Source organism: Amycolatopsis sp. NPDC058278, from assembly GCF_042881395.1.
Lineage (GTDB): Bacteria > Actinomycetota > Actinomycetes > Mycobacteriales > Pseudonocardiaceae > Amycolatopsis.
On the sequence record NZ_JBHVXZ010000015.1, the window covers coordinates 78153 to 94740 of the forward strand.

At 67.2% G+C, this 16588-nt stretch carries 19 protein-coding genes; 11 read left to right on the top strand and 8 right to left on the bottom strand.

What is annotated here, in order from left to right:
• The first annotated feature begins 46 nt into the window (after nt 1-46).
• Nucleotides 47-808 (top strand): inositol monophosphatase family protein, encoded by a 762-nt coding sequence (locus ACFVYA_RS10510; protein ID WP_387044352.1) that lies wholly within the window; start codon nt 47-49, stop codon nt 806-808.
• On the opposite strand, the gene glyA is transcribed toward ACFVYA_RS10510, so the two are convergent.
• The 5 genes from glyA to ACFVYA_RS10535 form a co-directional block, all read right to left on the bottom strand.
• On the bottom strand, nt 796-2064 hold the full coding sequence (gene glyA, locus ACFVYA_RS10515) for a serine hydroxymethyltransferase (protein WP_387044353.1): 1269 nt from the start codon (nt 2062-2064) through the stop codon (nt 796-798). The two genes, ACFVYA_RS10510 and glyA, sit on opposite strands and share 13 nt — an antisense overlap.
• 149 nt (nt 2065-2213) lie before the next feature.
• Nucleotides 2214-2639: an uL11 family ribosomal protein gene (locus ACFVYA_RS10520; RefSeq protein ID WP_285986983.1), complete on the bottom strand. Its 426-nt coding sequence runs from the start codon at nt 2637-2639 to the stop codon at nt 2214-2216.
• Nucleotides 2640-2672: 33 nt separating this feature from the next.
• Complete coding sequence (locus tag ACFVYA_RS10525; protein ID WP_285986984.1) at nt 2673-3191, bottom strand: gamma carbonic anhydrase family protein; 519 nt, start codon at nt 3189-3191, stop codon at nt 2673-2675.
• Nucleotides 3192-3219: 28 nt separating this feature from the next.
• Nucleotides 3220-4425, bottom strand: coding sequence for a M14 family metallopeptidase (locus ACFVYA_RS10530; RefSeq protein WP_387044412.1), 1206 nt, complete (start codon nt 4423-4425; stop codon nt 3220-3222).
• Between the two features lie 106 nt (nt 4426-4531).
• A complete protein-coding gene (locus tag ACFVYA_RS10535; RefSeq protein WP_285986985.1) occupies nt 4532-5119 on the bottom strand; it encodes a TetR/AcrR family transcriptional regulator in 588 nt (195 codons plus the stop codon).
• Nucleotides 5120-5243: 124 nt separating this feature from the next.
• On the opposite strand from ACFVYA_RS10535, the gene ACFVYA_RS10540 reads away from it, so the two are divergent.
• The 3 genes from ACFVYA_RS10540 (at nt 5244) to ACFVYA_RS10550 (ending at nt 9294) form a co-directional block, all read left to right on the top strand.
• Nucleotides 5244-5699, top strand: coding sequence for a GreA/GreB family elongation factor (locus ACFVYA_RS10540; protein ID WP_285986986.1), 456 nt, complete (start codon nt 5244-5246; stop codon nt 5697-5699).
• A 134-nt stretch (nt 5700-5833) separates the two neighbouring features.
• Nucleotides 5834-6703: a hypothetical protein gene (locus tag ACFVYA_RS10545; protein ID WP_387044356.1), complete on the top strand. Its 870-nt coding sequence runs from the start codon at nt 5834-5836 to the stop codon at nt 6701-6703.
• A gap of 500 nt (nt 6704-7203) precedes the next feature.
• On the top strand, nt 7204-9294 hold the full coding sequence (locus ACFVYA_RS10550; protein ID WP_387044357.1) for a hypothetical protein: 2091 nt from the start codon (nt 7204-7206) through the stop codon (nt 9292-9294).
• A 95-nt stretch (nt 9295-9389) separates the two neighbouring features.
• Here ACFVYA_RS10550 and ACFVYA_RS10555 read toward each other — a convergent pair whose 3' ends face one another.
• Complete coding sequence (locus tag ACFVYA_RS10555; protein WP_387044358.1) at nt 9390-10541, bottom strand: helix-turn-helix domain-containing protein; 1152 nt, start codon at nt 10539-10541, stop codon at nt 9390-9392.
• A 309-nt stretch (nt 10542-10850) separates the two neighbouring features.
• On the opposite strand from ACFVYA_RS10555, the gene ACFVYA_RS10560 reads away from it, so the two are divergent.
• From ACFVYA_RS10560 to ACFVYA_RS10580, 5 genes are all read left to right on the top strand, one after another.
• Nucleotides 10851-11048, top strand: a complete 198-nt coding sequence (locus ACFVYA_RS10560; protein ID WP_387044359.1) for a hypothetical protein — start codon at nt 10851-10853, stop codon at nt 11046-11048.
• Nucleotides 11045-11335 carry a hypothetical protein gene (locus tag ACFVYA_RS10565; RefSeq protein WP_387044360.1) on the top strand — a complete coding sequence of 97 codons (291 nt, stop codon included), beginning with the start codon at nt 11045-11047 and terminating at the stop codon, nt 11333-11335. The genes ACFVYA_RS10560 and ACFVYA_RS10565 overlap by 4 nt, the downstream gene beginning before the upstream one ends.
• Nucleotides 11322-11588, top strand: a complete 267-nt coding sequence (locus ACFVYA_RS10570; protein ID WP_387044362.1) for a hypothetical protein — start codon at nt 11322-11324, stop codon at nt 11586-11588. Before ACFVYA_RS10565 ends, ACFVYA_RS10570 begins: the two co-directional genes overlap by 14 nt.
• Nucleotides 11585-12379 (top strand): Scr1 family TA system antitoxin-like transcriptional regulator, encoded by a 795-nt coding sequence (locus tag ACFVYA_RS10575; protein WP_387044364.1) that lies wholly within the window; start codon nt 11585-11587, stop codon nt 12377-12379. Before ACFVYA_RS10570 ends, ACFVYA_RS10575 begins: the two co-directional genes overlap by 4 nt.
• 128 nt (nt 12380-12507) lie before the next feature.
• Nucleotides 12508-13404 carry a phosphotransferase enzyme family protein gene (locus tag ACFVYA_RS10580; RefSeq protein WP_387044366.1) on the top strand — a complete coding sequence of 299 codons (897 nt, stop codon included), beginning with the start codon at nt 12508-12510 and terminating at the stop codon, nt 13402-13404.
• Here the strand turns inward: ACFVYA_RS10580 and ACFVYA_RS10585 are convergent.
• Nucleotides 13363-14733 carry a hypothetical protein gene (locus ACFVYA_RS10585; RefSeq protein ID WP_387044368.1) on the bottom strand — a complete coding sequence of 457 codons (1371 nt, stop codon included), beginning with the start codon at nt 14731-14733 and terminating at the stop codon, nt 13363-13365. The two genes, ACFVYA_RS10580 and ACFVYA_RS10585, sit on opposite strands and share 42 nt — an antisense overlap.
• 230 nt (nt 14734-14963) lie before the next feature.
• Here ACFVYA_RS10585 and ACFVYA_RS10590 point away from each other — a divergent pair, with 230 nt between their 5' ends.
• Nucleotides 14964-15164 (top strand): hypothetical protein, encoded by a 201-nt coding sequence (locus ACFVYA_RS10590; protein ID WP_387044369.1) that lies wholly within the window; start codon nt 14964-14966, stop codon nt 15162-15164.
• Here ACFVYA_RS10590 and ACFVYA_RS10595 read toward each other — a convergent pair.
• Nucleotides 15161-15514, bottom strand: a complete 354-nt coding sequence (locus ACFVYA_RS10595) for a GntR family transcriptional regulator (protein WP_103351026.1) — start codon at nt 15512-15514, stop codon at nt 15161-15163. The genes ACFVYA_RS10590 and ACFVYA_RS10595 overlap by 4 nt on opposite strands.
• Nucleotides 15515-15616: 102 nt before the next feature.
• Here ACFVYA_RS10595 and xerC point away from each other — a divergent pair, with 102 nt between their 5' ends.
• The gene (gene xerC, locus ACFVYA_RS10600; RefSeq protein WP_387044371.1) at nt 15617-16432 is read left to right on the top strand and encodes a tyrosine recombinase XerC; all 816 of its coding nucleotides are present in this window, start codon (nt 15617-15619) and stop codon (nt 16430-16432) included.
• The last annotated feature ends 156 nt before the right edge of the window (nt 16433-16588 follow it).

Below are 16588 nucleotides of genomic sequence, written 5' to 3' on the forward strand. Positions count from 1 at the left end.
CGCCCGGGAGTACTTTCCGGCGCCAACGGAGCCTAATCCTGGCCTCATGCTGAAATCCGTGATCGACATCGTGGAAACCCTGGCCGCCGGCGTCCGCGCCCCGGAGCGGCCGCCCGCCACCTTCGAAGAACTCGCCTCGGTGTTCGGGGCGATCGACGACCCGCTGGCCGCGAGCCTCCGCGCCGCGCTCACCGGGATCCGGCCCGGAGCGGCGTGGGCGGACGAGTTCGACGACCTGCCCGGCGGCGAAGTCTGGGTGGTGGACGCCCTCGACGGCGCCGTCCAGCTCCTCCAGGGCCTGCCGCAGTACTGCCTCACCGTGACGCTGGTGCGCGACGGCGAACCGGAGCTCGCCGTGCTGCACTCGCCGTGGCTGAAGGAGACCTACGCGGCCCGGAGAGGCGAGGGCGCGCACCGGAACGGCACACCCGTCGAACCCTCGCGGAAGAAGAGCCTGGACGCGGTCATCGCGGCGACCAGCCAACCGCCGTTCGTCGCGAAGCAGCCCGGGGTCGCGGAAGCGGCCGGGCGGTCGCTGACCGCGATGCTCGGACAGGTCGCTGCCGTGCGGAACCTCGGGCCGACGTCCTGGCAGGTCGCCGACGTCGCCGCCGGGCGGCTGGACCTCTTCTGGCAGTACGGCCGCGACGCGGCCAACCTGGCCGGCGCCGCCCTGATCGCGCGGGAGGCCGGCGCGGTGGTCACCACCGCCGACGGCGCCCCGTGGACGCCGTCGGCGGGCAGCTTCCTCGCCGCCGCGCCGGGACTGCACGCGACGGCCGTCGAAATCCTGCGTCAGGCGGAGTAGCCCGGGATCGGGAACGGCGCCAGGAACTCGCGGATCTCCGCGGCGATCGCGTCCAGCGCGGCCTCCTCGGAAGCCGCGGCCGCCGTCACCGTGCGGTCGATCCACTCCGCCACCTGGACCTGGTGCTCCGGCCGCAGACCGCGCGTCGTGATCGCGGACGTGCCGAGCCGGATGCCGGACGGGTCGAAGGGCTTGCGCGGGTCGAACGGCACCGTGTTGTAGTTCAGCTCGATGCCCGCGCGGTCGAGGGCCTGCGCGGCCGGCTTGCCCGCGACACCCTTGTTCGTCAGGTCGATCAGCAGCAGGTGGTTGTCGGTGCCACCGGACACGAGGTCGTAACCGCAGGCCAGCAGCGCGTCGGCCAGCGCGCGGGCGTTCGCGACGACGGTGTGGGCGTAGTCGCTGAACGACGGCTGCTGGGCCTCACCCAGCGCGACCGCGATCGCCGCGGTCGTGTGGTTGTGCGGGCCGCCCTGCAGCCCCGGGAACACCGCCTTGTCGACGGCCTTGGCGTGGTCGGCGTCGGAAAGGATCATCGCGCCGCGCGGGCCGCGCAGGGTCTTGTGCGTGGTCGTCGTGATCACCTGCGCGTGCCCGACCGGCGACGGGTGCGCGCCGCCCGCGATCAGGCCGGCGATGTGCGCGATGTCGGCGACGAGGACCGCGTCCACCTCGGCGGCGATCTCGGCGAACGCCGGGAAGTCGATGGTGCGCGGGATCGCCGTCCCGCCGGCGAAGATCAGCTTCGGTCGGTGCTGCCGGGCGAGGTCGCGCACCTGGTCGAGGTCGACGCGGCCGGTCTCCTTCGCGACGCCGTAGCGCACCGGCGTGAACCACTTGCCGGTGGCGGACACGCTCCAGCCGTGCGTGAGGTGGCCGCCGTCGGGCAGCGCCATGCCGAGCACGGTGTCGCCCGGCTGCGCGAAGGCCAGGTACACGGCCAGGTTGGCCGGAGACCCGGAGTACGGCTGGACGTTCGCGTGGTCGGCGCCGAACACGGCCTTCGCCCGCTCGATGGCGAGCTGCTCGACCTGGTCGATGAACTGCTGGCCCTCGTAGTACCGCTTGCCCGCGTAGCCCTCGGAGTACTTGTTCGTGAGCACGGTGCCGGTGGCTTCGAGCACGGCCTGCGAGACGTAGTTCTCCGACGCGATCAGGCGGATCTTGTCGTGCTGCCGCTTGGCTTCGTCCTCGACGAGCCCGGCGATGGCGGGATCGGCGGCGGCGAGTGCGGTCAGTTTCGGCTGGTGTGTCATGGCGTACTCCGCCTCTGGAGTGGCCTTCACCCAGGCGCGCGGTGCCGGCCTCGTCGTCGCTTCCCGGTGGTGCTCCACCTCGATGGCGCCAGTCGCTGCTGCGGGGAAGAGCGTAGTCCACTCCGCCCGCAAGCCCGTCCGCCCGACGGTCAGGGCACGACCACGACACCCATCGAACGGGCCGTGCCCGCGATCGTGCGCATCGCCGCCTCGACGTCCGAGGTGTTCAGGTCGGGCAGCTTGCGCTCGGCGATCTCCCGCAGCTGAGCCTCCGTCAGCTTGCCCGCGACCTCGTGCCCCGGCCGTGGAGAGCCCTTGTCCCCCAACGCTTTCTTGATGAGGAACGACGTCGGGGGCGTCTTGAGCCGGAGCTCGAACGAGCGGTCCTCGAACACCGAGACGACCACCGGCACGATGTCGCCGCGCTGGGCCGCCGTCGCCGCGTCGTAGGTCTTCTTGATCTCGACGAGGTTGACCCCGGTCTGCCCCAGCATCTTGCCGAGGTCGACGACCGGGGCGTTGCCCGCGGTGAGTTCCAGGGTGACCTGGTGGGTGAGTTTCTTCTTCGGAGCCATGCCCCGAAGCTAGAGTCTCCAGTTACTGGAGGGTCAAACCGGTTTTGTTCCGGCGCGGTGCCGGCGCGCCAGCTCCTGGTAGATCGCCGCGTTGTGCTCGACCCACATCCGCGCCGAGTCGGTCAGGGGGACGAACTTCTTCGCCGGGCTGCCCATCGCGATCACTTCCGGCGGCACCTCCGTCGCCGGCGTGACCGTCGCCCCGGCCGCGACGAGCGCCCGCGCGCCGATCTTCGCCTTGTCGAGCACGGTCGAGCCGTTGCCGATCAGCGCCTGCTCCTCGATCGTGCAGTCGTGCACGAGGCACTGGTGGCCCACGGTGACGTTCTTGCCCACTTCGCAGACGCCGTCGTTGACGTGGATCACCGAGTTGTCCTGGATGTTGGCGCCCTCGCGGATGACGATCCGGCCGAAGTCGGCCCGGATCACCGCGCCGAACCAGACCGAGGCGTCCTTTTCGACGACGACGTCGCCGATGAGCGTGGCGGTGGGCGCGATCCAGGCGTCCGGGTGGACCTGCGGGCTGAGCCCTTCGAACGAGAACAGAGGCATGTCCAGACCCTAGACCGCGCCCGGCGCGTCAGCCGGTGATCGCCGCGTTGATCAGGATGTCGACGGCCGCGTCGTTGCGCGTGGTCTGCGGGACGATCTGGGTGTCGCGCGGGTAGAAGCCCGGGCTGCTGCCCTTCGGGTACATCTCGAAGGTGAAGCTCCAGATCTTGTGCGTCGCCCACATCCAGTCGTTGACGCTGCCGTCGGTGATGTAGAGGTCGCTGGACTGCTCCGGCGTGTAGCCGTTGGTCGCGGCCATCTGCTTCCCGAGCGCCTGGAACTTCTGCGCCTCCGCCGCGGTCAAGCCCGGCGCGGTGTCGGCGTAGGTGTAGCCGAACGGCCAGAGCACCAGCTCGGAGTAGGTGTGGAAGTCGATGTGCGTCTTGATCTGCTGGACGCCGCCGACCGCGCGCGAGTTCACCCAGTTCGAGACGGCCCGGGTCTCGGGCACGGAGAACGCCGCCGTGCCGCGGTAGGTCTCGCTGGACGTCGAGCCCGACGAGCCGCCGCAGCAGCCCCACTTGTAGCCCCAGTTGCGGTTGGTGTCGGTGCCGGGGCCCTGGCGGTTCTTGCGCCAGCTGTGGAACGTGCCGCCGGAGATGTCGTACTCGGAGCCGTCGGGGTTGACGCTGGGGATCACCCAGATTTCGGTGCTGTCGACGAGCCGCTTGATTGCACTGTTCGTCGCGTACCCGCTGGTCAGCCGCTGGACGATGTGCAGGCACATCTCCGTGGTGAGGTGCTCGCGCGCGTGCTGGTTGCAGGTGAAGAGCACCTCGGGCTCGTTCTCGTCGGTGGCGGCGTTGTCGCTGATCTTGATCAGTGAGAGGGCGCGGCCTTCGTAGGAGGTGCCGGCGCTGCCCAGCTTGGTGAGCGCCGGGTAGTTCGCGACGGCCTTCTGCAGCTCGGTCTGCGTCTCCGCGTACGTGTGGTAGCCGGTGTAGCCGGCCGGGAAGTCCTCGACGGTGGCGGTGCCCTGCGGCCGGTTGACCTTGCCGAGGGCCTTGACGCCGAAGCCCTGCGCGCGCAGCTGGGCCGCTTCGCCGGGATTGGCGATGACCGTGGTCGTCGTCCCGTCGGCGTCGAGGATGTCGGCGCCGGTCCGGGCGACCTCGGTGCGCTGCTGGGCCGTGGCGGCGCCGGTCACCTCGTACACCTGCGGTCCGTCGGGCTGGGCGGCGCCGGCCTGGCCGCCGGTGGTGAGCACCAAGAGGACGGCCGCGGCCGCTGCCATGCACGTTCGTGTGCGCATCACGTCTCCTGCTCTCGAGGGTTCCTCGACCTTGGCGGGAGCCGGACGTAGCACGCAATCCGGAGCAGTACGGATCTATTGGCGGTTTCTACCCGTAGTTCGCGAAGCAGAGCGCCTCGATGTCGGCACGCAGCGTGGCGAAGGGGCGCGGGCGCACGCGCTGCTGGACGACGGTGCCCAGCAGGTACGACAGCAGGGCGCGGGCCCTGGCCCGCGGGTCGTCGACGTCGAACGGGGCGAGCAGCTCGGCCAGCAGCTCGGTGAGCGACGTCAGCATGACGTCGATGGCCTGCGGGTGCTGCGCCCGGCCGGCGGCGATCCAGTACTCGAACCAGAGGAAGGCGGCGTTCGGGTTCGCGGCGAAGACGCGCAGGTACTCCTCGAGGACGGCGAAGAGCCGCTCGCGGGGCTCGTCGTGCTTCGCGGCGACCTCGCGCAGGCCCGCGGCGAAGGCGGTGATGTGGGCGGCCATCGCCCGATCGATGAGGACGTCGATGTCGGCGAAGTAGTAGTGGATCGCGCTCTTGGTGAGCGGGCCGGCGTCGGCGATGGCCCGGACGGTGCACCCGGCGAGCCCGTCGCGGGCGAGGACGACGCGGGCGGCCTCGACGATCTGTTCCTGCTTGGCCAGCTGGTTCGGCGAGAGCTGCTCGCTGCGGCCGGGGACTGCGCTCACGGTGATTCTCGTTACCTTCTTCCTGGACGCCGGACCCGAAATCCTAGGGCAGAGGTCGTGTGAGCGGCTTTCGGGTGAAAAACCGGATTGGCCACCCCGGTCCGCTCGGCGGACAATGCCCGGCATGGTGATCTCAGGGGACAAGGGGCTCAGCCCGGCTGCGCGCAGCCAGCTGGAGAAGGAAATCGAGAACTTGCGCGCGCAGCGGGCAGCCCTCGCGCCGCAACCCGGCGAGCAGGAACGCACCGGGGACGCGGCGGACCAGGCGGACGTGATCGACCGGGCGGAGTCCGCGGCCCGGCTGGACCGCCAGATCGCCGACCTGGCGGCCAAGATGGAGCACGGCGGCTACGGCAACAGCCAGCTCCCGGACGGCACGGTGGTCACCCTGCGCTTCTCCGACGGAGACGAGGAGACGTTCCAGGTGGTGACGGTCCCGGGCGAGGACGCGGACGCGATCACCTCGGACAGCCCCCTCGGCCTGGCCCTGGTCGGCAGGAAGGCGGGCGACGAGATCACCTATCGAACGCCCCGTGGCGACGCCAAGGCCACGGTGGTGAAGCTGACCCCGCCGAAGTAACCCGAGTCCGTCCGAAGGGCCCCCGGCTCCCGGCTGGGGGCCCTTCGCTGTCCCCGTACGGGTGGTTTCGATCGTCGTCCTGCGGGACGGCGGTTGTGGTAGACAGGCGACATGCGGCTTTTGGGGGAGTCCCGGTGAACAACGACGTGTCCCAGAACCTCGTGGTCTTCCGCCTCAAAGGCTTCGACGAGCCAGTACTGGCCAGCGCGCCGACGCAGGCCGAGGACGCGGTCGAACAGGCGTGGGCCAGCATCCGGCAGCAGCACAAGGTGCGCGCATCCGCGGTCGCGGCGGTGTACAGCGAATGGCAGCCGTCCGCGGCGGATCAGAAGTTCATGGCCAAGAACTTCCGCAAGGCCGAGTGCACCTACAGTTTCGCCCGGCCCGCCCCCGGAGAGTGGGAGCGCGCGTTCGCCGAAGCTCGCTCCGTGATAGCCGAAACCCACGAGTCCCGGCAGGCCGAGGAGGTGCTGCCGGTGCTGTGGAGCACGTCCTCACCCCGCGCCGGCCTGCTCGACACGCTGCCGCACCAGCCGCTGGTCCCCGGCCGGTTGTCGGTCGCGCTCGCGGTGGTGTCGCGAACCCCGCAGGGCAACATCGGGATGCACCACATCACCCGCCACCAGCACGAGGAAATGGGCACGCCCCCGCTCGAGGACCTGTTCGGCGTCGGGTACCAGAGCCTGACACGAGGGCTGGAGTTCGAAGTCCACCGTTCAGGACAGGACGTCCTGGTCTCAGTCGCCAGGCAGAACCTGATGGCGGCATCCGCGCTGGCACTGCCCGACTTGTATCCCCAGCTGTCCCAGCACTTCGGCGCCGGCAACCTGATCGTCGGCCTGCCCTGCCCGGACGAGATGTACGTCGCCGGGGAGGAGTCCGGCTTGGCGCCGACCATTCGGGAGCAGGTGCTCGGTTCGCCGTACGAGACCACGGAGCTGGTCCCGTCAGTGCTCCGCCTCGGCCCCGGCGGGCTGGAGCTGCTTGCCGAACGGGACCACTGACGGCTGGGTCACCCATCAGACGTGTCAGGCCCCATCCGAAGTCTCTCGGATGGGGCCTGACCTGCGGAGCCGCCTAGGGGAATCGAACCCCTGACCTATTCATTACGAGCGGAATTCGTCACTTGTTGACCTTGGCTGCGGGGCTCTGACCTGCACGTTCGGAGTCTCCCGGCGTCCGCGGACGTCCGTCGCTTGCCCCCCTGATTGACACTCACTTTGACCCTCAGCAAACGCCCCGCCGCTGAGCCAGCGGAGGCTAGTTCCGAACGTGGCAGCACACGGCACGAGCCGTACCACTCGCCGATCCGATCGTCACCAGCCATCTGTCGACGTAGCCGGTTCCTGGGCATTGTCAGGTCCCCGTCAGCCTCGTCCGGTTCTCCTCGCGGATCGCAGCGCGTCGAAAACACTACGTTAAGTTATCGCAGCCGTCGGCCCACCATCTCGGCGACGAGCGGTACGAGGGGTAACACAAGCAGAGCTAGTGCGACCTACAAAACGTGACGGACTCCAAAGAAACCGAAGCGCTGAGCCCAGCCGAACGCGACTTGGTTCGCTGTGTAGAGCTCGGCGAACTACTCGACCTGTCCGATGGACAACCTTTCGATAAGACTGCGGTTCTGGAGTTCGGATCCCGAAACATCCGAGCTCGCGTAGTGCGCGATATCATGCTCGGTCGTCTCGCCCCATCGTCAGACCCACACGGGTTACGCCTGAGGGGCGCTCGAATCCAGGGCCGCTTAGATCTCGAACATGTTTCCAGTTCGCTAGTCATCAAACTTTATGACTGCCTTTTAGACGAAGGAATCAATGCGCGCGACGCATCCTTGCCAGCCATGGTCCTCAACAACTGCCAGCTAGCACATCGCTCGGAACCAGCACTGGATGCACTTAGAATCAAGGTTGCTGAACTTAATCTAACGCAGACAGACCTCTCGACACATTCAGAGTACGGCACAGTACAGCTATCAGGTAGCCATATCGCCGGCTCAATTAATTGCAACGGCGCAAGGCTCAACAATAATTCTGGCCCCGCACTAAACGCAGAAAATATGCTGGTCGATCAGAGTGTTCTTCTGAGCGAAGGATTCAGTGCGATCGGCGCCGGGATGGGAGGAGCGGTCCGCTTAAGGGACGCTTCCATTGTCGGCTTGTTGAACTTCAATAACGCAATCTTACGCAACGAATCCGGCACCGCGCTCAATGCCGACGGCATTCAGGTCAGAGACTTGCAATTTCGTGGCGCATTCGAGGCGACTGGCACCGGAGAAAACGGCACCGTCCGCCTGCTCGGCGCACAAATCGGCGGCCAATTGAACTTCCGCGGGGCAACCCTAAGCAACGAATCCGGCCCCGCACTCAACGCCGACGGCATGCGAGTCGGCGATGGCGTATTTTTACTTGGCGGCTTCAAGGCAACCGGGACTGGACGAAGCAGCACCGTCCGCCTACTCGGCGCACAAATCGGCGGCCAACTGAACTTCCACGGGGCAACCCTGATCAACAAATCCGGCCCAGCACTCTCCGCCGACGGGGTAGAGATCCAAAGAGACGCTTCCTTCAACGATGGATTCGACGCAACTGGCGCCGGCGAACTCGGCACTATCCGCCTACCCGGCGCACACATCGGCGGCCAACTAAATTTCAAAGGCGCAACCCTGTACAACGAATCCGGACCCGCGCTCACCGCCGACGGAATAAGGGTAGATGACGATATGTCCGTAAACGAAGAATTTGAAGCATTCGGCACTATTCGCCTACCCGGCGCACATATCAGTGGCCAACTAAACTTCAAAGGCGCAACCTTACGTAATGAATCCGGATCCGCACTGAACATCGAAGGCGCAACGATCGACGAGAGCGTCTTCCTTTCGAATGGATTCATAGCGATCGGCGGGGGCGATGACGCTGCAGTCAGCATGACCGGGGCTCGTTTTGGAAGCAGTTTTCGCCTAGATCCAAAAGGTATCATGCACCGAAGCGATCCGCTGCAACGAGTCCAAGTCGACGGTTTGGTTTATAACACAGTACCGCGGGGGGTAAGCACCGCCGAGTGGCTCAGCCTTTTGCGCGAAGGCACATCCGAATATCAACCCCAGCCTTATCAACAATTGGCTGCTGTGCACCGGGCGGCTGGACACGACCACGAGGCACGACGAATTTTGATGGAACAACGCCGAGCACAACTTGATCGCAACGCACTTACTGGACTGAGTGACAGAATCTGGACGCGTGTCACCGGGTGGACCCTTGGCTTCGGCTATCAGCCGTGGCGCGCCCTGATCGGGCTACTCGGCGTTCTCGGCATCGCAGCCGTACTAGCTTGCGTACTCGGCGCCGACGGTGGGCTCGTCCAGAGCCCCATGCAATCGCCAAAAGCACCAGTCACTTGTACACCGATCGAACGCATCGGAGTCGGCCTCGACCTCGGTACACCTCTGATCAGCACTGGAGCCCGCGCTCACTGCGACTACGCGAACACCCCCACTGGCGAATTCCTCACCGTCAGCGGTTGGGTATTACGCCTGCTCACCTGGGCATTTGCCACTCTGTTCATCGCTGGCTTCACGGGTGCCGTTCGTAAGACTTAACCGAAACTCTGGCGAAGAAAAGCTCATACCCCGGGCCGAACGTCGATGTCTGCTGGAGAGAAGCGCAAGTAAAGACGTTGCCTGATTTGGATACCTTAAGAGGTCTTGATCAGGCCCATCCGGTCGGCCATGCCGCGGACCTCGCGGGCTACGCCCTCGCGTCGAGCTCGGGCGAGCATCGTGGAGATGATCTCGCGCACGAACGGGTTCGTCCGAGTGCGAATATGACCCAACTTTTCGGCTTTGACCAGCAAGGCCAGCACTTCCTCGTCGGAACGGCGGGTGCCGTAGAGGGCGCGGGCGCGCTCGATGAGGAACGTGGTGCGGCGCGAGTCAATGGTGAGTTCGGCCGGATCAACGGTCGCGGCCAGTCGCGCGGCCTCGGCGTGGTCGCCGCGTTCGAGGGCTGATGAGATGCGCCAGAGAACGACGTTGGCCGGGCTGAACAGCAGGAAGTTCCGATTGCCGTATTCGACATGTTCGGCCAGGCCCGCGGCCTCGTCGAGCGCCGCGGTTGCGTCACCGCCCAGGACGGATTCGGTGTAGCCGGTCGTGAGGGTGAGCGCGCCGCGGACGTCGTAGGCGTCGGCCGGCACGTAGTCCAGGGCGCGCTCGGCGAGCTTGGATGCCCGCTTGTGCGCGCCGAGGCCAGACAGAGCCTGGGTGCGCGCGAACTCGGCGAGGGCGATCCAGCCGGGTTCGCCGAGCCGCTGCGCTGCCTCGTGGCCGCGGTCGGCGGCGATCCAGGCCAGCTCGAACGCGCCGAGGCCCTTGGTGAGCAGGGCCGTGGTGTGGGTGGCGGTGACGAGCGAGCGGAGTGCGTCTGGTTTGTCGACGTGGGTGTGCAGGGCCAGCAGCAGCTCGGGGAGCCGGGCGCCGACCTCGGCGTCTTGGTTCGCCTGTCGCAGGGCTGCGACCAGCTGTGTCTCGGACAGCAGCTGTGCAAGGTCGCCGATCGGCTGCTCGGTGCCGTCGAGGTCGGTGCTCAGCAGGGCGTCGCGGATGGCGGGGATGGCGGAGTCGGCCTGCGGGTCGCGGATCTCCAGCCCGTCGCCGGTGATGTCGGAGAGGCTGACGCGGAGCGCGCCGGCGATCGCGACCAGGGTTGAGCGCTTGTCGATCGCCGTGCGCTCGTTCTCGATCTTGGACAGGTAGCCCTTGGACAGGCCGGACAGGCCGGCGAGCTGTTCGAGGGACAGGCCACGCCAACGGCGAAGCCGGCGGATCGTGATGCCGATCGAGTCCATGCGCCCCAGAGTACAGACGTGGGTTTCCCAGCAGGAAACGTTTGTGACCTGCACCTTTGTACGGTCATTAACTATGCGTGATCGACGACGTACGCGACAGAGCACCGAGGGTGTGGACCAGCTCGGCGGTCCGGCACACGTCGAGGTCGAGGTACGGGATGACGACCGGATCGCGCTGACCAGCTCGACGCCTCCAGGTGAGCCGATCCTGTTCAGTGCCGAGTCGGCTGCGCAGCTTCGGAACCAGCTGGGTGACGCGTTGACCGTCTCGCTGCGCGACGCTCGCACAGCTCGGGGGTGCAAGGCGCCATGACCGCGGAGCACTTCGACGACCGGCCGACGTTCAGGTGTGGTGCGTCGCAGTTCAACTCGGGTGGTCAGCGGCTCAACGAGATCGATCTCGACACCTACCAGCCTCCGAAGACGCACGCGGACATGACCGATGGCGACTGGGAGCAGGCTGCCGCCGCTGTCCGGGCGTTCGAGGCTAAGCGAGGGCTTCGATGACCGCGTTGGACGACGGGCCGATGACCGACTCGTGCCGGGACTTTTGGGAGTGGCACGAGTTCACCGGGGGCGACGGGTGGGCTCACCTGTACCTGCACTCGCAGATGGCCAACCCGCGGCTGTTCATGCTGCTGCCCTGGTGCCTAACCGACGTCCGGTTCCCGCTGGAACATGACCGGCCCAGCATCAGCCGGCGCCGGGTGATCCCCAGGCCGGGCCGGGTCTGCCCCGTCTGCGCGGCCCAGAACGAGCACCGGCGGATCGAGGTGCCACGTGCACGCGCGTGATCGCGAGTTGCTCGCCGCGCTCTCGAAGGTCAACTCCAAGATCGGAAGCGTGACGGTCGAGCTGCTGACCCTCCAGCCGGACGACGCAGCCTACGCCGCCGGCCTGCGCACCCTCGGCCGCCAACTCGTCCACGTCGGCGTCGCCCTCACCCGCCGCGCCAGCGAACTCGACGGCACCGAACTCGATCCATCTGCCCTGCTCAACGCACCCGACACAGAAACCCACGACCGAACGGAGCGGTCTGAACCGTGACCGAAACTGCCCTCCGACCAGCCGTCATCGCCCTGGCCAGCGGCCTGCGCGAAGCCCGAACCCAGCGCGGCATCGGCCTGCGCCAGCTCGCCGACATGATCGGCATCTACCCCGCCGTGCTGTCGAGCTTCGAACTCGGCCACCGCGCGCCACAGGACACGATCGTGGCCCACATTCTTGGCGTCCTGCGAGCACCGCAACACGTGCGCGAACACCTCATCGACCTGGCTCGCCGATCCCACGACCAGGACCTGATCGACCGCACCGGACGTGCCGAGAGCTACCTGCGCCCCACCTTCGAACTGCGATCCACCCGCGTGACCGAGTGGTCCCCGACGCTCATCCCCGAGGTCCTGCAGACCGCCGAATACGCCCGCGCGTTGCGGGACACTGGCCTGCTCGACCCGGAGGCCGCCGACGTGGGTTGTCTTCTCCGGACCGCACGTCAGCTCGCCCTGTCCGACGAGCCGGGGCCGCCGCACACCTTCCTGATCGGCGAGGTCGCCACGCGGCCCGATGCCTGCACCTCCGATGTCCTCCGCGACCAGCTTGACCATCTGCGCATCTGGGCGAGGAAGCCGCGGATCGGCGTGCGCATCGTGCCCGCCGCCGACTGCCCGCCTGGTCTGGTCGAACCGTTCACCCTTTACGAACGCCGCGCCGGCGCTCTCGCCGTCGCGCTGCGCCACCAGCACGGTGCCGTCTACTCCACCCACCAAGCCGCCTTGGCGACCTACGAGAACGCCGCCCGAGCACTACGACGCCACGGCGTAGAGAAGGCGTGGCCCTAAGCCCCCGGTCGGCGCGTCCTGACCTCCCTCCAGACGGCGCGCCGGCTGGGCCTCACCGCCCCGATTCGCCGAGCACACGTTCCTGCCGAAGCTCTAGCCTGGCCAAGGCACCCCGATAGAGGAGTCTGATGACATCGACGAAGGCTTTCACGACGGAGCGAACACAAGCTGTCTTCGAGGCAGCGTGCGCCTTCGCCGGGCTGGACGCGACCGACGCACAGCGAGTCCGGTTCGGGGAGAACGCCATCTACCGCCTGGCCGACGGCTCCGCCGTGGTCCGCGTCGGCCGCTCAATCCCCGCCGCTACGAAGGAAGTACTCGTCGCCGGGTGGCTTGCCGAGCATCAGTTCCCCGCAGCGACCGTGCTCGACGGCAACGAACAGCCCTTCGTCGAGGACGGGCTGCCCGTCACGTTCTGGAACTGCCTCGAAGAGGACGACACACCGATCACCCCGGCGGAGTTCGGGAAGCTGCTGCACGACCTGCACGCGCTCCCCCACCCGACGGACTTCCGCTTGCCGGCCTTCTCCCCGATGCCGAAGGTCGAGCCGCGCCTTCAATCCCTCAAGGGCAAGCTGCCCGAGGCGGACCTCGACTTCCTGCGCGACCGGTACGAGGAACTCTCCGAGAAGTTCCAAGACCTTGAGTTCCCGCTTCCCGCCGGCCCGGTGCACGGGGACGCGCACCCCGGGAACGTCATGCGCTCCCCCGACGGGACGCTGAACCTGATCGACTTCGAGGACTTCGCCTACGGACCGCGCGAATGGGACGCGGCCGTGCTGTCCGTCCGCCACCAGGCATTCGGCTGGGCCTCCGAAGCCGAGTACGACTCGTACACGACGGCCTACGGGTTCGATCCGATCGACTGGCCGGGCTTCCCCGTGCTCAGGGCAACACGAGAGCTGAACATGACCATGTGGCTCTCGCAGACCGTCGACGAGTCCACCGAAGTGAAAGCCGAGGTCGAGAAGCGAATCAGCGACTTACGCGACGACCAGGCGCCCCGACACTGGAAGGTTTTCTGACGGCAGGTGGATGTTGGCGAAGTCGAGGAACTCCTTCACCAACGGGTCGCCGGCATGCCCGCCCAACCGTCCGCGGAAGTCGTCGAGATACGAGATCACCCGGAACGACTTCAGCTTCGCCGCGGTCTCGACGACCGACCTGGCCACGTCCAGCGCCTCTTCGAGGTTCCCGCCTTGCAGGTGGGACGTTGCCAGAACGGTCCGGCAGAACGAGAGGCTGCGGACGTAGGTCGACTCCGAGGCAGCGATCGACGCGGCCGCGTGGTGGTTCGCCAACTCGGCGTTCCCGATGTCGCGGAAGCAGTGCGCGAACTCAGCGTGTAGCTCGGCTTCGTCGAAGTAGTGAATCCACTCGGGGTCGTTCTCCCGGATGCCCTGGCAGTGCCACCGCTCAGCCGTGACCAGCGCGGCCGCGACGTCCTCTTTCCTGCCGAGCGAGGCTAGCGCCCTCGCTTCCATCGCGTGGAACAGCGCCATCGTGGTCGGGGTGGCGTAGCCGTTGGCGCCCTTGTACGCGGCCCGTGCCAGGTCGACCGCCCTCTGGAAGTGCCCGAGGAAGTTCGCCTGATGCGACATGCCCGCGAGGATCCGGCCGCACAGCGCCTTGTCGCCGGCCGCCTTCGCTAGCCGGAACGCCTGGGTTAGGTACCGCTGCGCGAGGCCGTGCGCGCCCGTGTCGTAGGCCGTCCACCCGGCGAGCCGCGTCAAAGCAGCGACCTCCCGGAAGTACTCGCGCCCGACTGGGTCGTGCGGGGACACGTGCCTGATGTTCGGCAAGATCTCCTGGTCGAGGAACGAGGCGACGAGCGACTTCGGCCGGCCGCCGCCGTACTTGTAGTCGAAGCTGCTGAACATCGCGGTTGCCTCGCGGACCGCTTCGACGTCCACGAGGGTGATCGAGCGCGGCTCGGTTGGTGGCCGCGAGCCCTCGTCGTCGGAGTCGGTCAACCACCGGACGAGCAGGCCGCTCCAGGCCTCCGGCACGACAGCCAGCGGGGCGACCCGCTTCGGTGTCCGCAACTCGAGTTCGGTGATCGCGCCCAGCGCGACCAGGCTGTGGGCGACCTCCTCCGGGTACTCCAAGCCGACGTCATCCGAGGTGGTCTCGGCCGCTGCGGCGAAGCCGATTTCCTCCAGGCTGACAGGCCGGCCGAGCAATTCGCCGAGGACTCCGGCGATCAGCTGACAGGTGCGCGTGTGCGGCTTCGTGCCGTCGAGCCAGCGCTTGACCGATACGTGGTCAGCACTGACCAGCTCGCCGCCGTCTCTCTGGCTGCGTTCACGCACCCGGCGGGCGAACCCCTTGTTAGTCGCCCCCGCCTGTCGCATAACCGCAGCTAGAAGTGCGTTCGGCTGCTTCCCCTTGTCGACCACCGGTACCTCCGAAGGTCATTAAAGCACCCCCCGTGCACCGCCCACGTGCAGAAATGCCCCCCCGCGTGCACACTGCTGCACCCCCGCACCTGCGCGGTTTCCTGAGTTCATCAGCGACAACGCCGAATCGAAAACCTCGATCCGGATCGGCCTCCCGGCCCGTCGCGGAACGAAAGGAGACCGTGATGGCGAAGAACAACTTCCCGGTTATGAAGAGCGGGGGCGGCCTGGTCGGCAAGGCGATCGGCCTGGTCGTCGGACTCGCGATCGTCGTGCTGATCGTCAAGTACCCGGCCGACTCGGCGAGCTGGGCAAGCGGAGCCGCGCACGGTGTCGGCGTCGTGATCGACGGCGTCGTGAAGTTCCTCCGCGCCCTGTTCGGCTAGCGCTCCCCCAGCTTCCGCTCGATCTCGCCGAGACGCTTCCTGATCTCGGCAATGGCCTGCCAGACCCGCTCGTCTCCCGAGGCCTCGGAGCGAACCGCGGAGTCACCCTCGGCCGGCTGGGTGCGAACGAACGAGCCCTTGCCGTGCCGGATCACCACCAGGCCTTCTTCCCTGAGGTGGGCAACGGCGCTCTTGGCCGTGTTCACCGCGACCCCCCAGGAATCGGCCAGTTCCTGGTAGGTCGGCAGCTGCGCCCCGGGGGCGTACTCCCCCGACAGGATCGCGGCCCGGAGACCGCCGGCTACTTGCAAGAACGGCGCACGCGGGTCGTCCGGGTTCAGGGATGCCATGCCACCAGCGTAGGCCAAGTCAGTTGGCTAAGTCAGTTCTCCCATGTCAGTTGACAGAGTTAATAGACGGACGTCGAAGACTGGCTGGCGGAGAAAGCCGAAGTGCTGGTGACCTCCACCTTGCGCAACCTCCGCTCGATCCTCCGCCGGGCGATCAACCGCGCACAGGTGCGCAAACGGGTCCGATACAACGTGGTCCTGCTGTGCGACGAGCTACCAGCCGGCAAGGGGACCGGACGTCCGTCGAAGGCGCTCACGCTCACCCAGGCCGAAGCGGTGCTCAGCGCGGCGGAGTCATCGCCGATGCGCGCCTACATCGTGGTGTCCCTGCTGACTGGCGCGCGGACTGAGGAGATGCGTCCGCTCACCTGGGATCACGTGGACCTCGTGGGCAAGCCGGACGCGACGCCGGCGATCCCGCCGAACGTCAAGGTGTGGCGTTCGGTCCGCGCCCGCGGCGAGACGAAGACGAGGAAGTCCCGCCGGACGCTTGCGCTGCCCGAGCGGGCCGTGAAGGCGCTGGAGGCTCACCGGGAAGCCCAACAGGTGGTCAAGGCGGTCGCTGGTGACGTCTGGCTTGAACATGGGCTCGTGTTCGCAACCAACGTCGGCACCGAGCGGGACGTCAACAACGTCCGACGAGACTTCCGCCGGGTGATCAAGGCAGCCGGGCTCAACCCGACCCAATGGACGCCCCGGGAGCTGCGGCACAGCTTCGTCTCGATCCTCTCGGACGGCGGGATGCCGATCGAGGAGATCTCGCGGCTGGTCGGGCACAGCAGCACGGCCGTGACGGAGCTGGTCTACCGGAAACAGATCCGTCCAGTCGTTGAGTCCGGGGCGACCGCCATGGACCGGCTCTTTCCCTCGACGGACGAATCTTCTCGACCTCCGTCGACCACCGATGAGGCGCCTTAGCAACCCACCGACGAGCCAGGCCCCACCAAGCTGTCGGTGAGGCCTGGCTCGTTGTACAGCTCAAGGTGGTGCGCCCCTCAGTAACCTTCAGCCATCATGCCGGTCGCGGAGCACATGGCCGGGGCCTTCTGGCGTGAGGACTACCCGCCCCGACCA